The 17,234-nt window shown below is 45.7% G+C and carries 16 protein-coding genes; 9 read left to right on the top strand and 7 right to left on the bottom strand.

Annotation, left to right across the window (positions count from 1 at the left end; all coding sequences use genetic code 11):
• Nucleotides 1-259: 259 nt before the first annotated feature.
• The 7 genes from carA (at nt 260) to OW491_RS00035 (ending at nt 9,111) form a co-directional block, all read left to right on the top strand.
• A complete protein-coding gene (carA, locus tag OW491_RS00005) occupies nt 260-1,396 on the top strand; it encodes a glutamine-hydrolyzing carbamoyl-phosphate synthase small subunit (RefSeq protein ID WP_075179717.1) in 1,137 nt (378 codons plus the stop codon).
• A 51-nt stretch (nt 1,397-1,447) separates the two neighbouring features.
• A complete protein-coding gene (carB, locus tag OW491_RS00010; RefSeq protein WP_290034291.1) occupies nt 1,448-4,654 on the top strand; it encodes a carbamoyl-phosphate synthase large subunit in 3,207 nt (1,068 codons plus the stop codon).
• Nucleotides 4,655-4,665: 11 nt separating this feature from the next.
• A complete protein-coding gene (gene greA, locus OW491_RS00015) occupies nt 4,666-5,142 on the top strand; it encodes a transcription elongation factor GreA (RefSeq protein ID WP_075173602.1) in 477 nt (158 codons plus the stop codon).
• 270 nt (nt 5,143-5,412) lie between these two features.
• On the top strand, nt 5,413-6,618 hold the full coding sequence (zigA, locus tag OW491_RS00020; RefSeq protein ID WP_290034292.1) for a zinc metallochaperone GTPase ZigA: 1,206 nt from the start codon (nt 5,413-5,415) through the stop codon (nt 6,616-6,618).
• Nucleotides 6,615-7,292, top strand: a complete 678-nt coding sequence (locus OW491_RS00025) for a DUF1826 domain-containing protein (RefSeq protein ID WP_290034293.1) — start codon at nt 6,615-6,617, stop codon at nt 7,290-7,292. Before zigA ends, OW491_RS00025 begins: the two co-directional genes overlap by 4 nt.
• Before the next feature lie 207 nt (nt 7,293-7,499).
• The gene (locus tag OW491_RS00030; RefSeq protein ID WP_290034294.1) at nt 7,500-8,771 is read left to right on the top strand and encodes an aminotransferase class I/II-fold pyridoxal phosphate-dependent enzyme; all 1,272 of its coding nucleotides are present in this window, start codon (nt 7,500-7,502) and stop codon (nt 8,769-8,771) included.
• Between the two features lie 94 nt (nt 8,772-8,865).
• Nucleotides 8,866-9,111: a TIGR03643 family protein gene (locus OW491_RS00035; RefSeq protein ID WP_290034295.1), complete on the top strand. Its 246-nt coding sequence runs from the start codon at nt 8,866-8,868 to the stop codon at nt 9,109-9,111.
• A 24-nt stretch (nt 9,112-9,135) separates the two neighbouring features.
• Here the strand turns inward: OW491_RS00035 and OW491_RS00040 are convergent, their stop codons facing one another.
• Genes OW491_RS00040 through OW491_RS00050 form a run of 3 tightly spaced genes read right to left on the bottom strand, consistent with a single transcriptional unit; the run spans nt 9,136 to nt 11,517 of the window.
• Nucleotides 9,136-9,723 carry a Crp/Fnr family transcriptional regulator gene (locus tag OW491_RS00040; protein ID WP_290034296.1) on the bottom strand — a complete coding sequence of 196 codons (588 nt, stop codon included), beginning with the start codon at nt 9,721-9,723 and terminating at the stop codon, nt 9,136-9,138.
• Nucleotides 9,698-10,690 (bottom strand): DMT family transporter, encoded by a 993-nt coding sequence (locus OW491_RS00045; RefSeq protein WP_075179721.1) that lies wholly within the window; start codon nt 10,688-10,690, stop codon nt 9,698-9,700. Before OW491_RS00045 ends, OW491_RS00040 begins: the two co-directional genes overlap by 26 nt.
• Nucleotides 10,687-11,517 (bottom strand): arylamine N-acetyltransferase, encoded by an 831-nt coding sequence (locus OW491_RS00050; protein ID WP_290034297.1) that lies wholly within the window; start codon nt 11,515-11,517, stop codon nt 10,687-10,689. The genes OW491_RS00045 and OW491_RS00050 overlap by 4 nt, the downstream gene beginning before the upstream one ends.
• Before the next feature lie 160 nt (nt 11,518-11,677).
• On the opposite strand from OW491_RS00050, the gene OW491_RS00055 reads away from it, so the two are divergent.
• Entirely contained in the window at nt 11,678-12,229 is a 552-nt protein-coding gene (locus OW491_RS00055; protein ID WP_290034298.1) for a uridine kinase, read from the top strand.
• Nucleotides 12,230-12,357: 128 nt separating this feature from the next.
• Entirely contained in the window at nt 12,358-13,332 is a 975-nt protein-coding gene (locus OW491_RS00060) for a D-2-hydroxyacid dehydrogenase family protein (RefSeq protein WP_290034299.1), read from the top strand.
• A 41-nt stretch (nt 13,333-13,373) separates the two neighbouring features.
• Here OW491_RS00060 and lnt read toward each other — a convergent pair whose 3' ends face one another.
• From lnt to OW491_RS00080, 4 genes are read right to left on the bottom strand one after another with little or no spacing between them, the layout of a single operon-like run.
• Nucleotides 13,374-14,864 (bottom strand): apolipoprotein N-acyltransferase, encoded by a 1,491-nt coding sequence (gene lnt, locus OW491_RS00065; protein ID WP_290034300.1) that lies wholly within the window; start codon nt 14,862-14,864, stop codon nt 13,374-13,376.
• A gap of 58 nt (nt 14,865-14,922) precedes the next feature.
• Nucleotides 14,923-15,756, bottom strand: a complete 834-nt coding sequence (locus OW491_RS00070; RefSeq protein WP_075173612.1) for a transporter associated domain-containing protein — start codon at nt 15,754-15,756, stop codon at nt 14,923-14,925.
• 9 nt (nt 15,757-15,765) lie between these two features.
• Nucleotides 15,766-16,224, bottom strand: coding sequence for an rRNA maturation RNase YbeY (gene ybeY, locus OW491_RS00075; protein ID WP_075173613.1), 459 nt, complete (start codon nt 16,222-16,224; stop codon nt 15,766-15,768).
• The gene (locus OW491_RS00080; RefSeq protein WP_075173614.1) at nt 16,221-17,228 is read right to left on the bottom strand and encodes a PhoH family protein; all 1,008 of its coding nucleotides are present in this window, start codon (nt 17,226-17,228) and stop codon (nt 16,221-16,223) included. Before OW491_RS00080 ends, ybeY begins: the two co-directional genes overlap by 4 nt.
• Between the last annotated feature and the right edge of the window lie 6 nt (nt 17,229-17,234).

The raw sequence follows: 17,234 nt of genomic DNA on the forward strand, positions 1-17,234 counted from the left end.
GCTGCAGTCAGGGGTTTTTTCGTTATGGGTAAGGGCAGCGTTTGCTGCTAAGCCTGTATTTTCTGAACAAAGTTTATCTCATGAGGCGGCGATGTAAGCGTTTCATGGACAGCTACGGCTGCTTAGTCTAAAATACCGCCGGTTTAGCTGCTCAAATGCTAACCACATTTAATTCCGTAATAGGCGAGGGATGACCTCGCTTTTTTACAGGTGTCACATAGTTTTCTGTATAGTCGCAGCGCACGCGGGGGAGGTTCAATTGACGAGACCAGCCATTCTGGCTCTTGAAGATGGTAGTGTATTCAAGGGTATTGCTATTGGCGCAGACGGTCAGTCTAGCGGGGAAGTTGTCTTTAATACTTCCATGACCGGTTATCAGGAAATTCTCACGGATCCATCATACTGTCGCCAAATTGTTACGTTGACATACCCTCATATTGGTAATGTGGGAACCAATGATGAAGATACTGAGTCCTCTCAGACGTGGGTTTCCGGCCTAGTTATTCGTGATCTACCTTTAGTTGCTAGCAACTTTAGGAAAGAGAAGACCCTAGATCAATATCTAAAAGACAACAATATTGTTGGAATCGCAGATATTGATACACGTCGATTAACCCGCATTTTACGTGAAAAAGGTTCTTTGAATGGCTGTATCATGGCTGGCAACGTTGATGAAGAATCAGCGCTAGCGGCAGCTAAAGCATTCCCTGGTCTTAAGGGAATGGACTTAGCAAAAGAAGTATCCACTAAAGAATCTTATGAATGGCGTTCATCTACATGGCAGTTAGGTGTAGGTCATGTGGATAAGTCTGATCAGGACCTACCATTCCATGTTGTTGCTTATGATTACGGTGTAAAAAGCAATATCCTGCGCATGCTTGTAGAGCGTGGCTGTAAATTGACGGTCGTTCCGGCGCAAACACCTGCTAGTGATGTCCTCGCTATGTCTCCCGATGGCGTTTTCTTATCAAACGGCCCCGGTGATCCAGAGCCTTGTGATTACGCTATCAAAGCGATTCGAGAAGTTTGTGCCGCTGAGATCCCTGTTTTTGGTATTTGTTTAGGGCATCAACTCCTCGCGTTAGCTTCAGGAGCAAAAACCGTTAAGATGAAGTTTGGTCATCATGGTGCCAACCACCCCGTACAAGACGTGTCTACTAAAAAGGTGATGATCACCAGCCAAAACCACGGCTTTGCTGTTGATGAGTCCACAATGCCTGAAACATTGCGTACAACTCATAAGTCTCTTTTTGATAGCTCTTTGCAAGGTATTGAGCGTACGGACTGCTCTGCATTTAGTTTCCAGGGGCACCCAGAAGCGAGCCCAGGACCACGCGATGTGGCTCCTCTGTTTGATCGCTTTATTGCAGAAATGAGAAAACGTAAATACGCCTAAGTAGCAACTTTTGCGGCTTAGCCAAGTAATTTGATTTGACCGGTTTATACAATGCCAAAACGCACGGACATTAACAGTATTTTGATCCTTGGTGCAGGCCCAATTATTATTGGACAAGCCTGCGAGTTTGATTATTCAGGTGCACAAGCGTGTAAAGCGCTGCGTGAAGAAGGTTACCGAGTTATTTTGGTAAACTCTAATCCTGCAACCATCATGACAGATCCATCGATGGCGGACTCAACATACATTGAGCCGATTAACTGGAAGACAGTTGCCAAAATTATTGAAAAAGAGCGTCCAGATGTTTTACTACCTACAATGGGTGGTCAGACAGCGCTTAACTGTGCGTTAGATCTTGAACGCGAAGGTGTTTTAGAAAAGTTTGGTGTTGAGATGGTTGGTGCGAATGCGGATACCATCGATAAAGCAGAAGACCGAGATCGTTTTGATAAGGCGATGAAAAATATCGGTCTTGAGTGTCCTCGTTCTGCCATCGCACATAGCATGGAAGAGGCGCTTCAAGTACAAGCGCAATTGGGCTTCCCATGCATCATTCGCCCTTCATTCACAATGGGTGGATCAGGTGGTGGTATTGCTTATAACGTTGAAGAGTTTAAAGAAATTTGTGAGCGTGGACTTGATCTGTCGCCAACTAACGAGTTGTTAATAGATGAATCGTTAATTGGATGGAAAGAGTACGAAATGGAAGTCGTTCGAGACAAGAACGATAACTGTATCATTATCTGCGCGATTGAAAACTTTGACGCTATGGGCGTGCACACTGGGGACTCAATTACAGTTGCTCCGGCTCAAACGCTTACAGATAAAGAATACCAGATCATGCGAGATGCATCGCTTGCTGTTTTGCGTGAAATAGGCGTAGAAACTGGTGGTTCGAACGTTCAGTTTGGTGTAAACCCTGAAGACGGCCGTATGGTTGTAATTGAGATGAACCCTCGTGTTTCACGCTCATCAGCCTTGGCTTCTAAAGCGACAGGTTTCCCTATCGCTAAAGTAGCTGCTAAGTTAGCGATTGGTTACACATTAGATGAGTTACAAAACGATATTACAGGTGGAGCTACACCCGCTTCGTTTGAGCCGTCTATCGATTACGTAGTAACCAAGATTCCTCGCTTTACTTTCGAGAAATTCCCGCAAGCTAATGATCGCCTCACAACGCAGATGAAGTCTGTAGGTGAAGTCATGGCTATTGGTCGTACGCAACAAGAGTCTTTGCAAAAAGCACTACGTGGCTTAGAAGTTGGCGCGACTGGATTAGATCCAATTGTTGATCTAGAAAGTGAAGATGCACGCTCCGATATTATTCGTGAAATGAAGCAACCAGGCGCAGAGCGTATTTGGTATCTTGCTGACGGTTTCCGTATGGGAATGACGGTTGAAGAGTTATATGAATACTCTGGCATTGATCCGTGGTTCTTGGTGCAAATAGAAGATTTGATCAAGGACGAAGAACGCGTCAGTAAGATGGGGCTACATGAGCTTGATGCTGATGCTGTTTATCGCTTAAAGCGTAAAGGCTTCTCTGATGCTCGCTTGTCTACTCTATTGGGTGTTAGTGAGAAACAGTTCCGCAAGCATCGTCATGCGTTGAACATTCGCCCTGTCTATAAGCGTGTCGATACCTGTGCAGCTGAATTCGCTACAGATACAGCTTATATGTACTCTAGCTATGAAGAAGAGTGTGAAGCTAACCCTTCGGACCGTGAAAAAATCATGGTTATTGGTGGCGGGCCAAACCGCATCGGTCAAGGAATCGAGTTTGACTACTGCTGTGTGCATGCTGCATTAGCCGCTCGTGAAGCCGGTTACGAAACCATTATGGTTAACTGTAACCCAGAGACCGTCTCTACTGATTACGATACGTCTGATCGTTTGTATTTTGAATCGATCACGTTAGAAGATGTGTTAGAAATTGTTCATTTAGAAAAACCTGTCGGTGTAATCGTTCAGTTTGGTGGTCAAACACCGCTCAAGCTTGCTGTTGCGCTTGAACAGGCTGGTGTGCCGATCATTGGTACATCTCCAGAAGCGATTGATCGTGCAGAGGACCGTGAACAGTTCCAGCAGATGCTCATGCGTTTGGGGCTTAAGCAGCCAGAGAACTCTACTGTTCGTTCTTTGGAGCAGGCTATCATCGAAGCCAAGAAAATTGGCTATCCTTTGGTTGTTCGCCCTTCTTATGTATTGGGTGGGCGTGCGATGGAAATCGTGTACAAGGAAGAAGAGCTTCGCCGCTACATGAACGAAGCCGTTCAGGTGTCGAATGAAGCGCCAGTCTTATTAGATCGCTTCTTGAATGCAGCTGTTGAAATTGATATTGATGCAGTATCTGACGGTGAAACGGTTGTTATTGGCGCGATCATGCAGCACATTGAACAGGCAGGTGTGCACTCAGGTGATTCGGCTTGCTCATTCCCGCCGTACAGTCTGTCAAAAGACGTGCAAGACCAGATGCGTGAGCAAGTCAAAAAAATGGCGATTGAGTTAGGCGTTGTTGGCTTAATGAACTGCCAGTTGGCTTACCAAGACGGCGAAATCTACGTTATCGAAGTAAACCCGCGTGCGTCACGTACGGTTCCTTTTGTATCTAAATGTATTGGTGTTTCGTTAGCGAAAGTTGCCGCTTTAGTTATGACAGGTAAAAAGCTAGCTGAGATAGGTTTTACAGAAGAGATTATTCCTTCGTATTTCCATGTAAAAGAAGCTGTTTTCCCGTTTAACAAGTTCCAAGGCGTTGACCCTATTCTTTCTCCAGAAATGAAATCTACTGGTGAAGTAATGGGCACGGGTGAAAGTTTCGGTGAAGCCTTTATGAAAGCGACAATAGGTGCGGGTGAAAAAATGCCTAAGCCTGGTAAGGCGTTCATCTCAGTACGTAATGTCGATAAAGACGGTGCAGTGCCTATTGCTAAGTCGCTTATTGAATTGGGCTTTTCGCTGGTTGCAACCGGTGGTACTGCTGCTTTCTTCAAAGAACATGGCATTGATGTCAGTGTTGTGAACAAAGTCGCCGAAGGTCGTCCTAATATTATTGATATGATAAAGAACCACGAGGTTGTTTACGTAGTCAATACAACGGAAGGCCGTAAAGCGATAGCTGATTCATCTGAAATCCGTCGCAGTGCTTTACAGCATAAGGTTCCTTATACAACGACATTGGCAGGCGCTGAAGCGATTGTGAAGGCATTAGAGTACGGCGAAGAGAAAGAAGTTCGTCGACTACAGGATCTGCATTAAAGGAGTAGTTCATGAGTCGTGTACCCATGACGGTGAGTGGCGAATTAGCGCTGCGAAAAGAACTTGATCAGTTAAAAACATCTGATCGCCCACGTATTATCCAAGCTATTGCGGATGCGCGTGAGCACGGTGACCTGAAAGAGAACGCTGAGTACCATGCTGCTCGTGAAGAGCAGGGCTTTGTCGAAGGCCGTATTCAGGAGCTAGAAAGCAAGTTATCAAACGCTCAAGTTATTGATGTGCTTGCTATTCCACATACGGGTAAAGTTATTTTTGGTACTACAGTTGTTATTGTTAACTGTGATACTGATGAAACGGTTAAATACCAGATTGTTGGAGATGATGAAGCAAATATTAAGATTGGCAAGCTGTCGGTAAACTCACCAATTGCGCGCGGTCTTATTGGTAAATCTGAAGGCGATATAGCGGGAATTCAAACACCTGGCGGGATCGTTGAATACGAAATCGAAGAAGTACTTCACGTTTAACCACTCGTGTTAGACAGCCTACCTTCTCAGTAAGGCACGCCTTTACTGAGAAGGTAAACATATTCTTACCCAATACTCATATTATCGATAATGTTTCTGCTGTTGCTGTGGTGGTGCTTAGCTGCAGGAATCGTTTTTTATTCGTATTTCATATACGCATTGGCGTAATCGAAGTTGTGTTGATAACACTCTTCTTGTTTGAGTCTGGTTTAAAGTAATAATGTTATGTTATAACATGTATTAGATATCTATTTTCTAAGGATGCAATGTATGTTTGAACAGCGACTGCCGGTTACTGTGCTGTCGGGCTTTCTCGGCGCTGGTAAAACAACGGTTTTAAGCCACATTTTAAATAACCGCAGTGGAAAAAAAGTGGCTGTTATCGTAAATGATATGAGTGAAGTTAATATCGACGCTTCGATCGTTCAGAATGAGGTTTCTCTGAACCGCAGTGAAGAAAAATTAGTAGAAATGAGTAATGGGTGTATTTGCTGCACATTACGTGAAGATCTGCTCTTAGAGGTTACTAAGTTGGCTAGGGACGGCCGGTTTGACTATCTGGTTATTGAATCGACGGGGATATCAGAGCCTCTACCTGTGGCTGAAACATTCACGTTTGCCGATGAGGATGGTAAGTCATTATCGGATGTGGCGGTGCTTGATACCATGGTCACTGTTGTTGATGCGGTTAACTTCTTAAAAGACTATGAAGCAGCTCAATACCTGCAAGACTCAGGCGAGTCATTGGGCGAAGAGGATGAGCGAAGCGTTGCTGACTTGCTAGTCGATCAAGTCGAGTTTGCTGATGTAATTCTAATTAGTAAAACCGATCTGATAGATGCCTCAGAGCTTGAGCGGCTAACTGCCATCCTTAAAACACTCAATACGAGCGCCCGGATTTTACCGATTGAGCAAGGGCAAGTGGATATTGCCCAGATTCTTGATACGCGTCTTTTTGATTTTGAACGTGCACAACAAGCTCCGGGTTGGCTTAAGGAAATGCGCGGAGAACATGTCCCTGAAACGCAAGAGTATGGGATTAGTAGTTTTAGTTATCAGGCGCGCTTGCCGTTTCATCCAGAAAAGTTTTATCAGTTGCTCCATAACACGGAGCGTTTCGGTAAGTTAATCCGTTCAAAGGGGTATTTTTGGTTAGCAACTCGCCCTGAATTTGCTGGACAGTGGAGTCAAGCGGGTGGTATCGCTCGATATGGTTTTGCAGGCATGTTCTGGAAAGCCATTCCAAAAGATCGTTGGCCTGAAGATCATGAGTTTATTGAGTCTATAGAGAATAAATGGGTTGAGCCGTTTGGCGATATGAGACAAGAGCTAGTGTTTATAGGTCAGCAGCTGGATAAAGAGGCAATGACACGCGCGTTGAATGACTGCCTTTTATCAGAAGAGGAGGTGTTAAAAGGAAAGCGCTACTGGAAGGCTCTGAATGATCCGTTTCCTGCGTGGGGAGAGCAAGCATGAATGCCGCTGTTCCAACTCATTTAAATGTACCTAAACCTCCCAACGCTCGTCGGTCAGTTATAGGCGAGCATCCGGCTTCGTTTATAGATTTCTATCAAGAAGATACCAATATTGTTATATGGCAGCGTAAGCTTAATGATGCACTGCAAGAAAGCGTAGCTCGTTTTTTGACAACAAATACTTATTTTAAATCTGTCATGACCGTGACGCCTGATAGCACCTATGAAGCTGTCATAGAGGCGCTTGGGCGTTTTGACGGGGCGGATATCATCAGTGAAGATGTTGCGCTCTTAGTGGATATGTTTTGTTGCCTATTTGAGTTAAAGCGTGCGGGGCTCCGCTTTAGTGTGCTTAACCAGGCCATGTGTCCCCGGTTTCATGTTGATAAAGTCCCGTGCCGTCTTATTACGACTTATCAGGGAGTTGCGACTGAATGGCTCGCCGACAAAGATGTTGATCGCTCAAAACTAGGGGCGGGTAATTTGGGTAAAGTGGATGCCGAATCTGGCCTTTATCGAAGTAGTCGAGATATTCAGCAGCTTAATCAGGGAGATGTGGCTTTATTGAAAGGGGAGTTGTGGGTCGGTAATGAGAATGCCGGGTTAGTCCATCGCTCCCCTGCAGTAGCTGACAAACAGCCTCGCTTAATGCTTACATTGGACTTCATATCATAGTATTTATCGTTGTCATATTTTAGCGAGTGGCTAAATGTAGGTTTATTGATTACCTGTTATCTTGGTAGTCGTGTAAACCTGTTGTTCTAAATGATGTCGTTTGGATAATCGTGATAAGCTGAGCCGCATTACTGCAAGATACTCGCTACTCTCTTTCAAAAAAGAGAGTATTCAATGATAAAAATATAAAATTTGAAGAGTCATACCATGAAGCTAGAATCAATCGCTCTCCATCATGCTTATAAATCGGAAGACACAACCAAAGCAGCTGCGGTTCCTATTTATCAGACCACTTCGTATACCTTTGATAACACCCAACACGGTGCTGATCTGTTTGATCTTAAGGTGGCGGGTAATATCTATACACGCATAATGAATCCAACCTCTTCGGTGCTAGAGCAACGTGTTGCCGAAATGGAGGGAGGGATAGGCGCGTTGGCTGTTGCCTCTGGCATGTCTGCTATTACTTACGCTATTCAGTGTATCTGTGAGGCGGGTGATAATATTGTGAGTACAAGCCAATTGTACGGCGGTACTTATAATCTATTTGCACACACCTTTCCTAAACAGGGCATTACCGTTCGTATGGTGTCTGCTGAGGACTTTGACGCCTTTGAGAAAGCGATCGATAAGAACACCAAAGCGATATTTTGTGAATCGATAGGTAACCCTGCTGGTAATGTGGTGGATATTGCTAAGTTGTCTGAGATAGCTCATCGACATGGCATTCCTGTCATTGTCGATAATACGGTAGCGACACCGTACCTGTGCCGTCCGTTTGAGTTAGGGGCCGACATCGTGGTGCACTCACTCACTAAGTATATTGGTGGGCATGGTACTTCTATCGGTGGTGCGATCGTTGATTCTGGAAAGTTTGATTGGGCCGCTAATAAAGAGCGTTTCCCAATGCTAAATGAGCCGGATCCGTCTTACCATGATGTGGTTTACGTCGAAGCCCTTGGTCCTGCCGCTTATATCGGTCGTTGTCGTGTAGTGCCGCTTAGAAATACGGGCGCCGCTATTTCACCGATGAATGCTTTTCTTATTTTGCAAGGTTTAGAAACACTTGGCTTGCGGATGGAACGCCATTGTGAAAACGCCGAGAAGTTGGCGCAATTCCTTCAAAACCATGAAAAAGTAGAGTGGGTAAATTATGCCGCTTTACCCGACAGCCCCTATCAAGCTAATTGTCAAAAAATCACGGGCGGTAAAGCGTCAGGGATTTTAAGTTTTGGTATTACTGGCGGGATAGAAGCAGGAACACGCTTTATTGACGCGTTAGAGATGATCTTACGTTTGGTTAATATTGGAGATGCTAAATCGTTGGCTTGTCATCCTGCGTCAACCACTCATCGACAGTTGAACGACGAAGAGTTAGCGGCAGCAGGGGTGAGTCCTGATTTAGTAAGAATATCGGTTGGTATCGAGCACATTGACGATATCATCGCGGATGTCAGCCAAGCACTGGATAAGGCCTAAGGGTACGATATTAGTTAGTTGAGAGATCATCTAAACCCCAGCTCGAAACGTAAGCTCACTATATCAATAGTGAATGTTTTGAGCAGGGGTTAGCGTGGATAACGTAGATGAATCGCGGATTATAGAAATGGCTTGGGAAGATCGAACGCCTTTCGAAGCTATCGATACCTTATATGGGCTTTGCGAGTCTGAAGTAATTAAGATGATGCGTCGTCAGCTCATGCCCAGTAGTTTTAAGTTGTGGCGTAGCCGAGTCGCTGGCCGCAAAACAAAACACCTGGCGTTACGCTCTGCCAAGGTAAGCCGAGCGTATTGTTCCCGACAGTACAAACCAAAATAATGTAAAGCCAAACGATTACTCTTTTCAACTCAATGAAAGTTTAGCGCGAATCCGGCTCAGAGCAACGGGTGTTATTCCTATATAGGATGCAATCTGTTGCAGCGGGATGCGCTCTTTTAGTTCGGGATAATCAGCACAAAAGTTAAGGTAACGCTGCTCTGCCGTTTCTTTCACAAAAGCGCTTTCTCGCTCTTCTTTGGTAATAAAAATATTTTCCAAAAAGTGGATGTAAAAAGATAAAAAGCTTTTATCGTGCTGCAGCTGTTCGAAGAATGTTGGCCATGGATAGGAGATTACAACACTGTCTTCTAGGGCTTGAATACCAAACAGCACCGGTGCTTGAGTGACCATAGATCGTGTAGAACCGATGATGCGAGGGCTTTTAGCAAAGGTCTGAGTGAACTCTTTGCCGGTATCTGAAACGCTCACATACCTCATCAACCCCTTGTGTAAAAAGTAAAGTTTATTGGCATGATCACCTTGTTGAAAAAGATAATCTCCCTTGTGGATAACATGGATATCGAGGGTTAGCGAAAAACGTTCCCACTCTATTTGGTAACCCATGTCCAAAAAGTAGGCCCTAAAGCTATCTTGTAGTTGAGTGCGATCCATGGGGGATTTCCTTGGTGTTAATCAGGCGCCGTTTTCGGTTTGCCAATGTAAAATATGTTCCGTCAATCAATAATAAAGCAATAACAATACATAGAAGGCCGCTGATAAAATGCGTGCTCAGAAGCGATGAGAATGATGACTGGCTCAGGCTAGTGTAGCAAGCAACCCAGACAGGTATGGTATAAGACATAGCCAGTAATCGAGTGGCGCCTGCTAAAACTACTAAGCGTTGCTGTAGCACAAACGTGAGTAGCGTCGTAAAGATGGTTAGATAAAGTATGTTGCTCCAAAAACCGCTTAGGTGCCATGAAACCTCGTCTATGTTCCCCCATATTAGCGTAATTGGCAGCAGCCATAATGTGCCAAATAGCATAATCATAAACGCGCCAGATAATGCAGGCAGTGTTCGTCCCCATTTTTGCACTGAAACCACATGCATCGCGAGTAAGAAACAAGCGCCGATGTAAATCGAATCTCCTGAGTGCCAAACAAAGCTGTTTGAGCCTGTTGTTTGCGTGCTGTGATTAGAGAGCAGTACAATCACGGCTCCTAACGAGCCTACTATAAACCCAAAAATTCGGACTCCAGAGGCAAGCTCTCCAAGCCAAACGCGCGCGATGACTACGCCCATCAGTGGAACCAGTGTATATAACACTGAAGTGTTTAACGGTGTGGTTGATTCTAACGCCAGGAAAAGTCCAATAAAAAAACCAACCAACGTACCGCTGATGAACACATAGTGGAGTAGGCGCGACCGTTTACTGAATAGGCGTTTGAACTCGGTTGGCGAGTGAAGCCCAGTGCGACGCCAGCTGATAATAAGACAGGGGACGATGCACAATAGAGCTAACAAAAAGCGAAAGCACGACGTCGCCAAAGGACTTGCATAGGCTGACATATTCCCTGAGATGATAAAAGAAGACGCCATTAGCCACGCCCACAGTAGTAAGTACATCAGCTGATTCATAGCGAGTGCTCACTTAAACGGGGTGCGATAACGCGTTCAAACAGATGCGCACTGATTTCGGGAGCTAGACTGATAGAAAATACACTGGCGAATAGGTCGGCCAAGTGTGCAGCGGTTGTAACGGCTTGAGTGTGCTCCCCACTGGCATTTTTAATCGTAAAATTCTGATTTTTAAGTAGGGTAGTCTGTTCAGCGGTTTTAATGCTGACTACTAGATTGTTTACAAAAGCGGCTTGCGGATGTTTGTGCGAATAAAAGTGCCCTAACGTACAGTCAGCATCGGAGTACTCGGCTAAATCGAAGCGGTACAATGTAAAATAGCCATCGGCTTGCCGAATTTGTAAATCGTATTCTTGAGGGGCTTTTTGAATCAATCGATAGGTATCAATGCCAGCCTTTTGCTCTATATCTGTTTTAAGTAAGAGAGGCGCAATAGGGCCGTTAGAGCCAAAACCTGTATCGATGAGATAGCTATGATTATCCAGCGTTAAGAGACTCACTCGGTGTGTGCGTGGGGCATTGATATCTTGGTTGTTGAGCACCCTAGCTAGCATCAGCTTTACATCGCCGCCCAACGCTTTCAATAACTCAAATGTGAGTTTGTTATGCTCAAAGCAATAGCCTCCGTAACCGCGAGTCACCAGCTTTTGGCTAATATCATCTATATCAAGAGAAATATCTTCCCGCAGTAATGCCGCTAAACTATTGAAGGTATAGCGTTCCACATGTCGTTGTTGTAATCGTGTTGTAAACGCAAGCGTTAGCCTATCTGGGATCTCCAGTCCAAGGTCGGTAAGATATGACAGTAAACTCAGTGGAAGAGACATGATGGCGTCCTAGTCTGTGTGATTGATGACGCCATAGTAATGTCGGCGCGGCGACAAGGAATTAACCTAGGTTTACTCAGGTGAAATATCTTTGTTTTTGGCTGGAGAGCGTATGCTTTGCATGCTTATATATCATGAGCAGCACAATAGAGCATAAAAAATGGATACATATACTGAATTAGCCAACATTCTTCGTCATCGTATGGCGAGCTTGGCGCATAACCAACAACTGTGGATTGGTTTAGCCGGAGCGCCCGGCAGCGGTAAAAGTACGATCGCACAGGAGTTAAAAGCACAAATCGGTGAGCAACTGTTGGTGATTCCCCAAGACGGCTATCACTATTATCGCCATGAACTCGATACTATGGATAATCCCACTCATATGCATGTAAGGCGGGGAGCGTCTTTTACGTTCAATGCCGACAAGCTAGTGGCTGACTTAGTAACGGCACGCCAGAAAGGGGAAGGTTGTTTCCCGAGTTTTGACCATGGCGTTGGTGATCCTGTCGAGAATGATATTCACCTCTCTCGCCAGCACCGTGTCATCATTGTTGAAGGCAGTTTTTTATTGTTGGATGAGTCACCGTGGTGCAATCTTAAAACGCACGTGTTTGATGAAAGCTGGTTTATTAATATTTCGCTGGATGAGTCAAACCGTCGTGTTATATATAGGTCGTCATGTGAGTCTTGGCTTGACTCCGGAACAGGCTAGCCAGCGAGTCGCTGCTAATGATGGAATCAACGCTGAAATAATAACAAAAGTTTCTCCCGCTAATGCTGATCGTTTGATTTGTATTTAATGTCGATTAAGCGGACGCACATAACAGGAGCAGAACCTTTATGAAAATAGCTGTGCTAGATGATTACCAAAATGCGGTAGTCAACCTCGATTGTTTTTCTGTGCTGCAAGGTCACGAAGTAATGGTGCTAAATGAAACCTATACGGATATTGATGCGTTGGCGCAGAAGTTAGCCGGTGTCGAAGCCTTGGTTTTGATTCGCGAGCGAACTGTCATTAGTGAAGCGCTTTTATCCAAGCTTCCCGCCCTAAAATTGATTAGCCAAACAGGCAAAGTCAGCAACCATATCGATGTAGCCTTATGCCAACGATATGGCGTAGCCGTTGCCGAAGGCGTTGGCTCACCAGTGGCGCCTGCTGAGTTATGCTGGGGGCTAATAATGGCTGCATCACGACATATCCCGGCTTATTGTGATCAGTTGTCACAAGGGCATTGGCAGCAATCGGGTGGGGAAGGTTCTGCTCTGGGCTTAGGACGAACCTTGAGCGGCTTAACTTTGGGTATTTGGGGATACGGTAAAATAGGCCAGCGTATAGCTCGTTTTGCACAGGCATTTGATATGAATGTATTGGTGTGGGGGCGAGAGCCGTCGCGTATAAAGGCCGAAGCTGATGGCTGGCAAGTGGCTAACAGTAAGGCAGCGTTTTTTGCCGATGCTGATGTGTTGAGTCTACACTTACGCCTTAATGAGGCCACCAAAGGGTGTGTGACCGCGGCGGATTTAGCACGAATGAAAGCAGACTCTTTGTTCGTTAATACCAGCCGTGCAGAATTGGTTGAGCCAGGCGCATTATTGCAGGAGTTAATCCGCAAGCCGACTAAGCGAGCAGCCATCGATGTATATGATATAGAGCCCGCAACGCTACAGAATGAACCTCTGTTATCTCTGCCTAATGCACTATGTTCGCCACACCTTGGCTATGTCGAGAAAAACAGTTACGAGCTTTACTTCAATATTGCTTTTGAAAATGTGGTGGCCTTTGCTAATGCACAACCACAGAACATAGCGCACTAACGAAGGCATTAGTGCCAAATTTCCACGCAAACAGGGCGCCCTTACTGTGCCCTGTTTTTGCGCCACCCATAAGCAATCATCAGCAAAACAAAGCTGATGACAAGTACAGGAGCTACGCCCCAGCGTTGATAAGGGGTAATACCTGTTCGTTTTTGGATAGATCCATGTAATACGGCTTCTTGATACGGAGGGATTTGCATGCTGACTTTCCCTTTATCATCAATAATGGCCGTTAAACCATTATTAGTGCTACGCACCAGCCAGCGGCCGTTTTCCAGTGCTCGCATCTGAGCTATTTGTAAATGCTGAGCAGGCGCGATGGTGTGGCTAAACCAGGTGTCATTCGAGACCGTTACGAGCCAATCGCTTTTCATTGCCATGACGCGCACCAGTTCGGGGTAGGCAATCTCGTAACAGATAGCAGCGGCGATAGCCATGGAATCGGTGTTTAGTGGGGCTTGTTCGGGAGCAGGTAAGCTGAAGCTCGACATCGGCAAATCAAAGAACCCGCCAATTTTTCGCATGACATCTTGAAACGGCACATATTCACCAAAGGGCACTAAGCGCTGTTTATGGTAGAGATCACCATCGCCGGTTAACACGGCCAAACTATTATACATGCGGTACCCATCCGGGCTTTCGGCATCCAGTACAAGTGACGGAATACCGCTGATTAGCGTGCGCCCGTCTTTTTCCATCTCGGATATCAGCATGTAGACATAAGGTGATGCTTCACTAAACAGGGCTGGTATAGCCGTTTCAGGCCAAACAACTACCGGCGCTCGGGTTTGTTCATGAGTGAGATTAACATAGCGCATTAAAAAATCCGGAAGGTAGCTCGGATCCCATTTTTGATTTTGCGGTATGTTTGCCTGCACCACATCGACATCAAAAGGCTTGCCGACGGGAGAGGTCCAATCTCGTTCTAGCAATGGTGTCAGGCACAGTACCGAAATTGTTATTGCACATAAAATGCGCTGTGCGATCTCGCGAGTGGTTAATAATGCACAAAAGCAGGTGCTGAGCGTGACGGATATTAGGCTCACTAGCCAAACACCACCGATAGGCGCTGTAGCGTCAAAGGGAGTGTCTAATAGGGCATAACCTAGATACAGCCATGGGAAGCCCGTGAACACCCAGCTGCGTAGCCATTCGAATAGTATCCAAGTACCTATAAACCCGGCGACGGTAAAGCCCGGGCGGGAAAACCAGCGCGCATACAAGTAAGTTTGTAATGCAAAAAATAGCGCCAGCCCAGCCGCAAATGCGGCGGTCATGAGCACGGCAAACACCATTGGGGTGCCGCCAAAGGTATGAATGCTGACATACACCCAAGACACACCCGTACCAAACAAGCCCAAGCCAAATAGCCAGCCAAGCCATGTAGATTGTTTAATGGTTTGGTCTTTTAGTAGTAAAAAAAAGAGAGCTGGTGTGACGAGAATGAGCGGCCACCAGTGAAAAGGAGCAAAGGCCAGCGGTGTTAACCCGCCAGCAAACAATGCCAATAAGGCGCGCCCGTAAAAAGGCATGACGATATCCTACAGTTTAGGTTGCTAAATAAAGTAAATCCCAACAGTTAGTGTCTGGTTATTTACGTTTAACCTGTAATAAACGAATCCGGCGCGTGTCCGATGATAAAACTTTGAACACAAATCCATCAATCGTGACTTCTTCGTCTTTGCGCGGTAAGTGCCCAAAGCGTCGAGTGACTATGCCGCCAATGGTATCGAACTCGTCATCGGGAATGGAAGCATCAAAATACTCGTTAAAGTCTTCAATTTCGGTTAGAGCTTTTACGATGTAAGCGTTTTCATCAAAGGGGCGAATATTACCTTCGCTGTCGTTGACGTCGTGCTCATCTTCTATCTCACCGACGATTTGTTCAAGAACATCTTCAATGGTAACCAGACCAGCAATACTACCGTATTCATCAATGACAATAGCCATGTGATTACGAGTAGCACGAAACTCCTTGAGCAATGTATTTAAGCGTTTGCTTTCAGGGATAAACGTTGCTTTGCGAAGCTTGCTATAAATATCGAATTCTTCTTGGTTGTCTTCGATAATAAGCGGGAGCAGATCTTTTGCCAGTAACACCCCTATAACTTCGTCAGGAGATTCGCCAATCACGGGGAAGCGCGAGTGGGCGCTAGAAATGATCAGTGGAAGAAACTCTTTGGGCGTTTGCTCTGCATTAACTACAGCCATCTGTGAGCGCGGGATCATGATATCCCGAACTTGCATTTCGGACACCTGCATGGCGCCTTCTATGATGTTTAACGCTTCGTAATCAAGGACGTTTTCCTCGGTTGCTTCGCGCAGCAATTCCAACACGTCTTGACGTGTTTTAGGTTCATCAGAAAAAGCTTGGGTAAGGCGCCCGAACCAACTTCGGGGTTGTGCCGATCGATCTTCACTCATAGCGGATCCTCATTCTCCTTGAAGATAAGGGTCAGGAATATTTAAGGTAGCGAGTAGCTCTGTTTCTAACGCTTCCATTTCTTGTGCTTCGGAGTCATTTATATGGTCGAATCCGATAAGATGCAAGCAGCCATGGATAACCATGTGCGCCCAATGGTGCAATAGTGGCTTTTTTTGCTCTTGAGCTTCTTGGCGAACAATATCAGCACAAATGGCCAAATCGCCAATAATATCGTTAGGAACACCCGGTGGTGCTTCAAACGGGAAAGACAAAACGTTAGTCGGAGCGTCTTTGCCGCGGTAGCTATTGTTAAGTGTTTGGCTCTCATCGGGCTCAACAATGCGTATGCAAATTTCACCACGACCGCGGCGGCCTTTCAGTGCCAAGGTTACCCATTGGCTAAACTCAGCATCATTAGGGATGTCGCTGGCGTCGGCTTCGCGTTGAATATCAACGTAGAGGCTCATAGATGGTTCTCGTTATTGTGCTTTTTATCAAATCGGTCGTAGGCTTCAACAATATGCTGAACCAACGGATGACGCACTACGTCTTTAGATGAGAAATGCGTAAAACCAATACCTTTAACGCCGTCGAGTACCTCAATAGCGTGCTTGAGGCCAGAATAGGTACCCTTAGGCAAATCGACTTGAGTCACATCGCCAGTGATAACGGCGGTTGAGCCAAAGCCGATACGCGTGAGGAACATTTTCATCTGTTCACGCGTGGTGTTTTGGCTCTCATCTAGGATAACAAACGAGTTATTAAGAGTACGGCCGCGCATGTAGGCTAATGGCGCAATCTCAATAATGTTTCGTTCGATTAACTTGGCAACCTTTTCGACACCCAGCATTTCATACAAAGCATCGTAAAGCGGACGTAAATAAGGATCGACCTTCTGTGATAAATCACCAGGTAAAAAACCCAGCTTTTCGCCCGCTTCTACGGCAGGCCGCACAAGCAGTATACGATCAATCTCTTCTCGCTCTAATGCCTCAACGGCGCAGGCTACAGCAAGGTAAGTTTTACCTGTACCGGCAGGGCCAATACCAAAATTGATATCATGTGCCCACACCGAGCGGATATAACCTTGTTGATTGGGCCCGCGCGGTTTGATCTGTACTTTGCGGGTGCGTATTACAACATCGACTTCCACACCGCTCGTGTTATCAGTTTGCGCTGCCACGCGTTGCTCGATACCAGATTGCTGTAAATGCAAATGCACAGACTCGGGTGTTAGCGCATGGCCATTTAACGCGTCGGAATACAGTTGTTTTAACAGTGTGGCAACGGGTTCGACTAACTCGGTTGGACCGGTTACTTGAAATTCGTTGCTGCGGTTATGAATGCTGACCTTAAGTCGAGATTCAATCAACTTAAGGTGCGCGTTGAGCTGACCGCACAGGCTAGCCAGTGCGTCAGCGTCATAAGGCGTTAATAGAAATTTAACGTCCTGATTGGATGTGTTGGTCATATAGGG

Origin of the sequence: Neptunomonas sp. CHC150, from assembly GCF_030397555.1 — a bacterium.
GTDB classification, from domain to species: domain Bacteria; phylum Pseudomonadota; class Gammaproteobacteria; order Pseudomonadales; family Balneatricaceae; genus Neptunomonas; species Neptunomonas phycophila.

Bases quoted from the DNA above. Each gene is read 5' to 3' on its own strand.
- carB (WP_290034291.1), top strand. From the start codon at position 1,448: ATGCCAAAACGCACGGACATTAACAGTATTTTGATCCTTGGTGCAGGC.
- OW491_RS00040 (WP_290034296.1), bottom strand. From the start codon at position 9,723: ATGGATCGCACTCAACTACAAGATAGCTTTAGGGCCTACTTTTTGGAC.
- OW491_RS00050 (WP_290034297.1), bottom strand. From the start codon at position 11,517: ATGTCTCTTCCACTGAGTTTACTGTCATATCTTACCGACCTTGGACTG.
- OW491_RS00045 (WP_075179721.1), bottom strand. From the start codon at position 10,690: ATGAATCAGCTGATGTACTTACTACTGTGGGCGTGGCTAATGGCGTCT.
- lnt (WP_290034300.1), bottom strand. From the start codon at position 14,864: ATGCCTTTTTACGGGCGCGCCTTATTGGCATTGTTTGCTGGCGGGTTA.
- OW491_RS00025 (WP_290034293.1), top strand. From the start codon at position 6,615: ATGAATGCCGCTGTTCCAACTCATTTAAATGTACCTAAACCTCCCAAC.
- zigA (WP_290034292.1), top strand. From the start codon at position 5,413: ATGTTTGAACAGCGACTGCCGGTTACTGTGCTGTCGGGCTTTCTCGGC.
- OW491_RS00060 (WP_290034299.1), top strand. From the start codon at position 12,358: ATGAAAATAGCTGTGCTAGATGATTACCAAAATGCGGTAGTCAACCTC.
- OW491_RS00080 (WP_075173614.1), bottom strand. From the start codon at position 17,228: ATGACCAACACATCCAATCAGGACGTTAAATTTCTATTAACGCCTTAT.
- greA (WP_075173602.1), top strand. From the start codon at position 4,666: ATGAGTCGTGTACCCATGACGGTGAGTGGCGAATTAGCGCTGCGAAAA.
- OW491_RS00070 (WP_075173612.1), bottom strand. From the start codon at position 15,756: ATGAGTGAAGATCGATCGGCACAACCCCGAAGTTGGTTCGGGCGCCTT.
- ybeY (WP_075173613.1), bottom strand. From the start codon at position 16,224: ATGAGCCTCTACGTTGATATTCAACGCGAAGCCGACGCCAGCGACATC.
- OW491_RS00030 (WP_290034294.1), top strand. From the start codon at position 7,500: ATGAAGCTAGAATCAATCGCTCTCCATCATGCTTATAAATCGGAAGAC.
- OW491_RS00055 (WP_290034298.1), top strand. From the start codon at position 11,678: ATGGATACATATACTGAATTAGCCAACATTCTTCGTCATCGTATGGCG.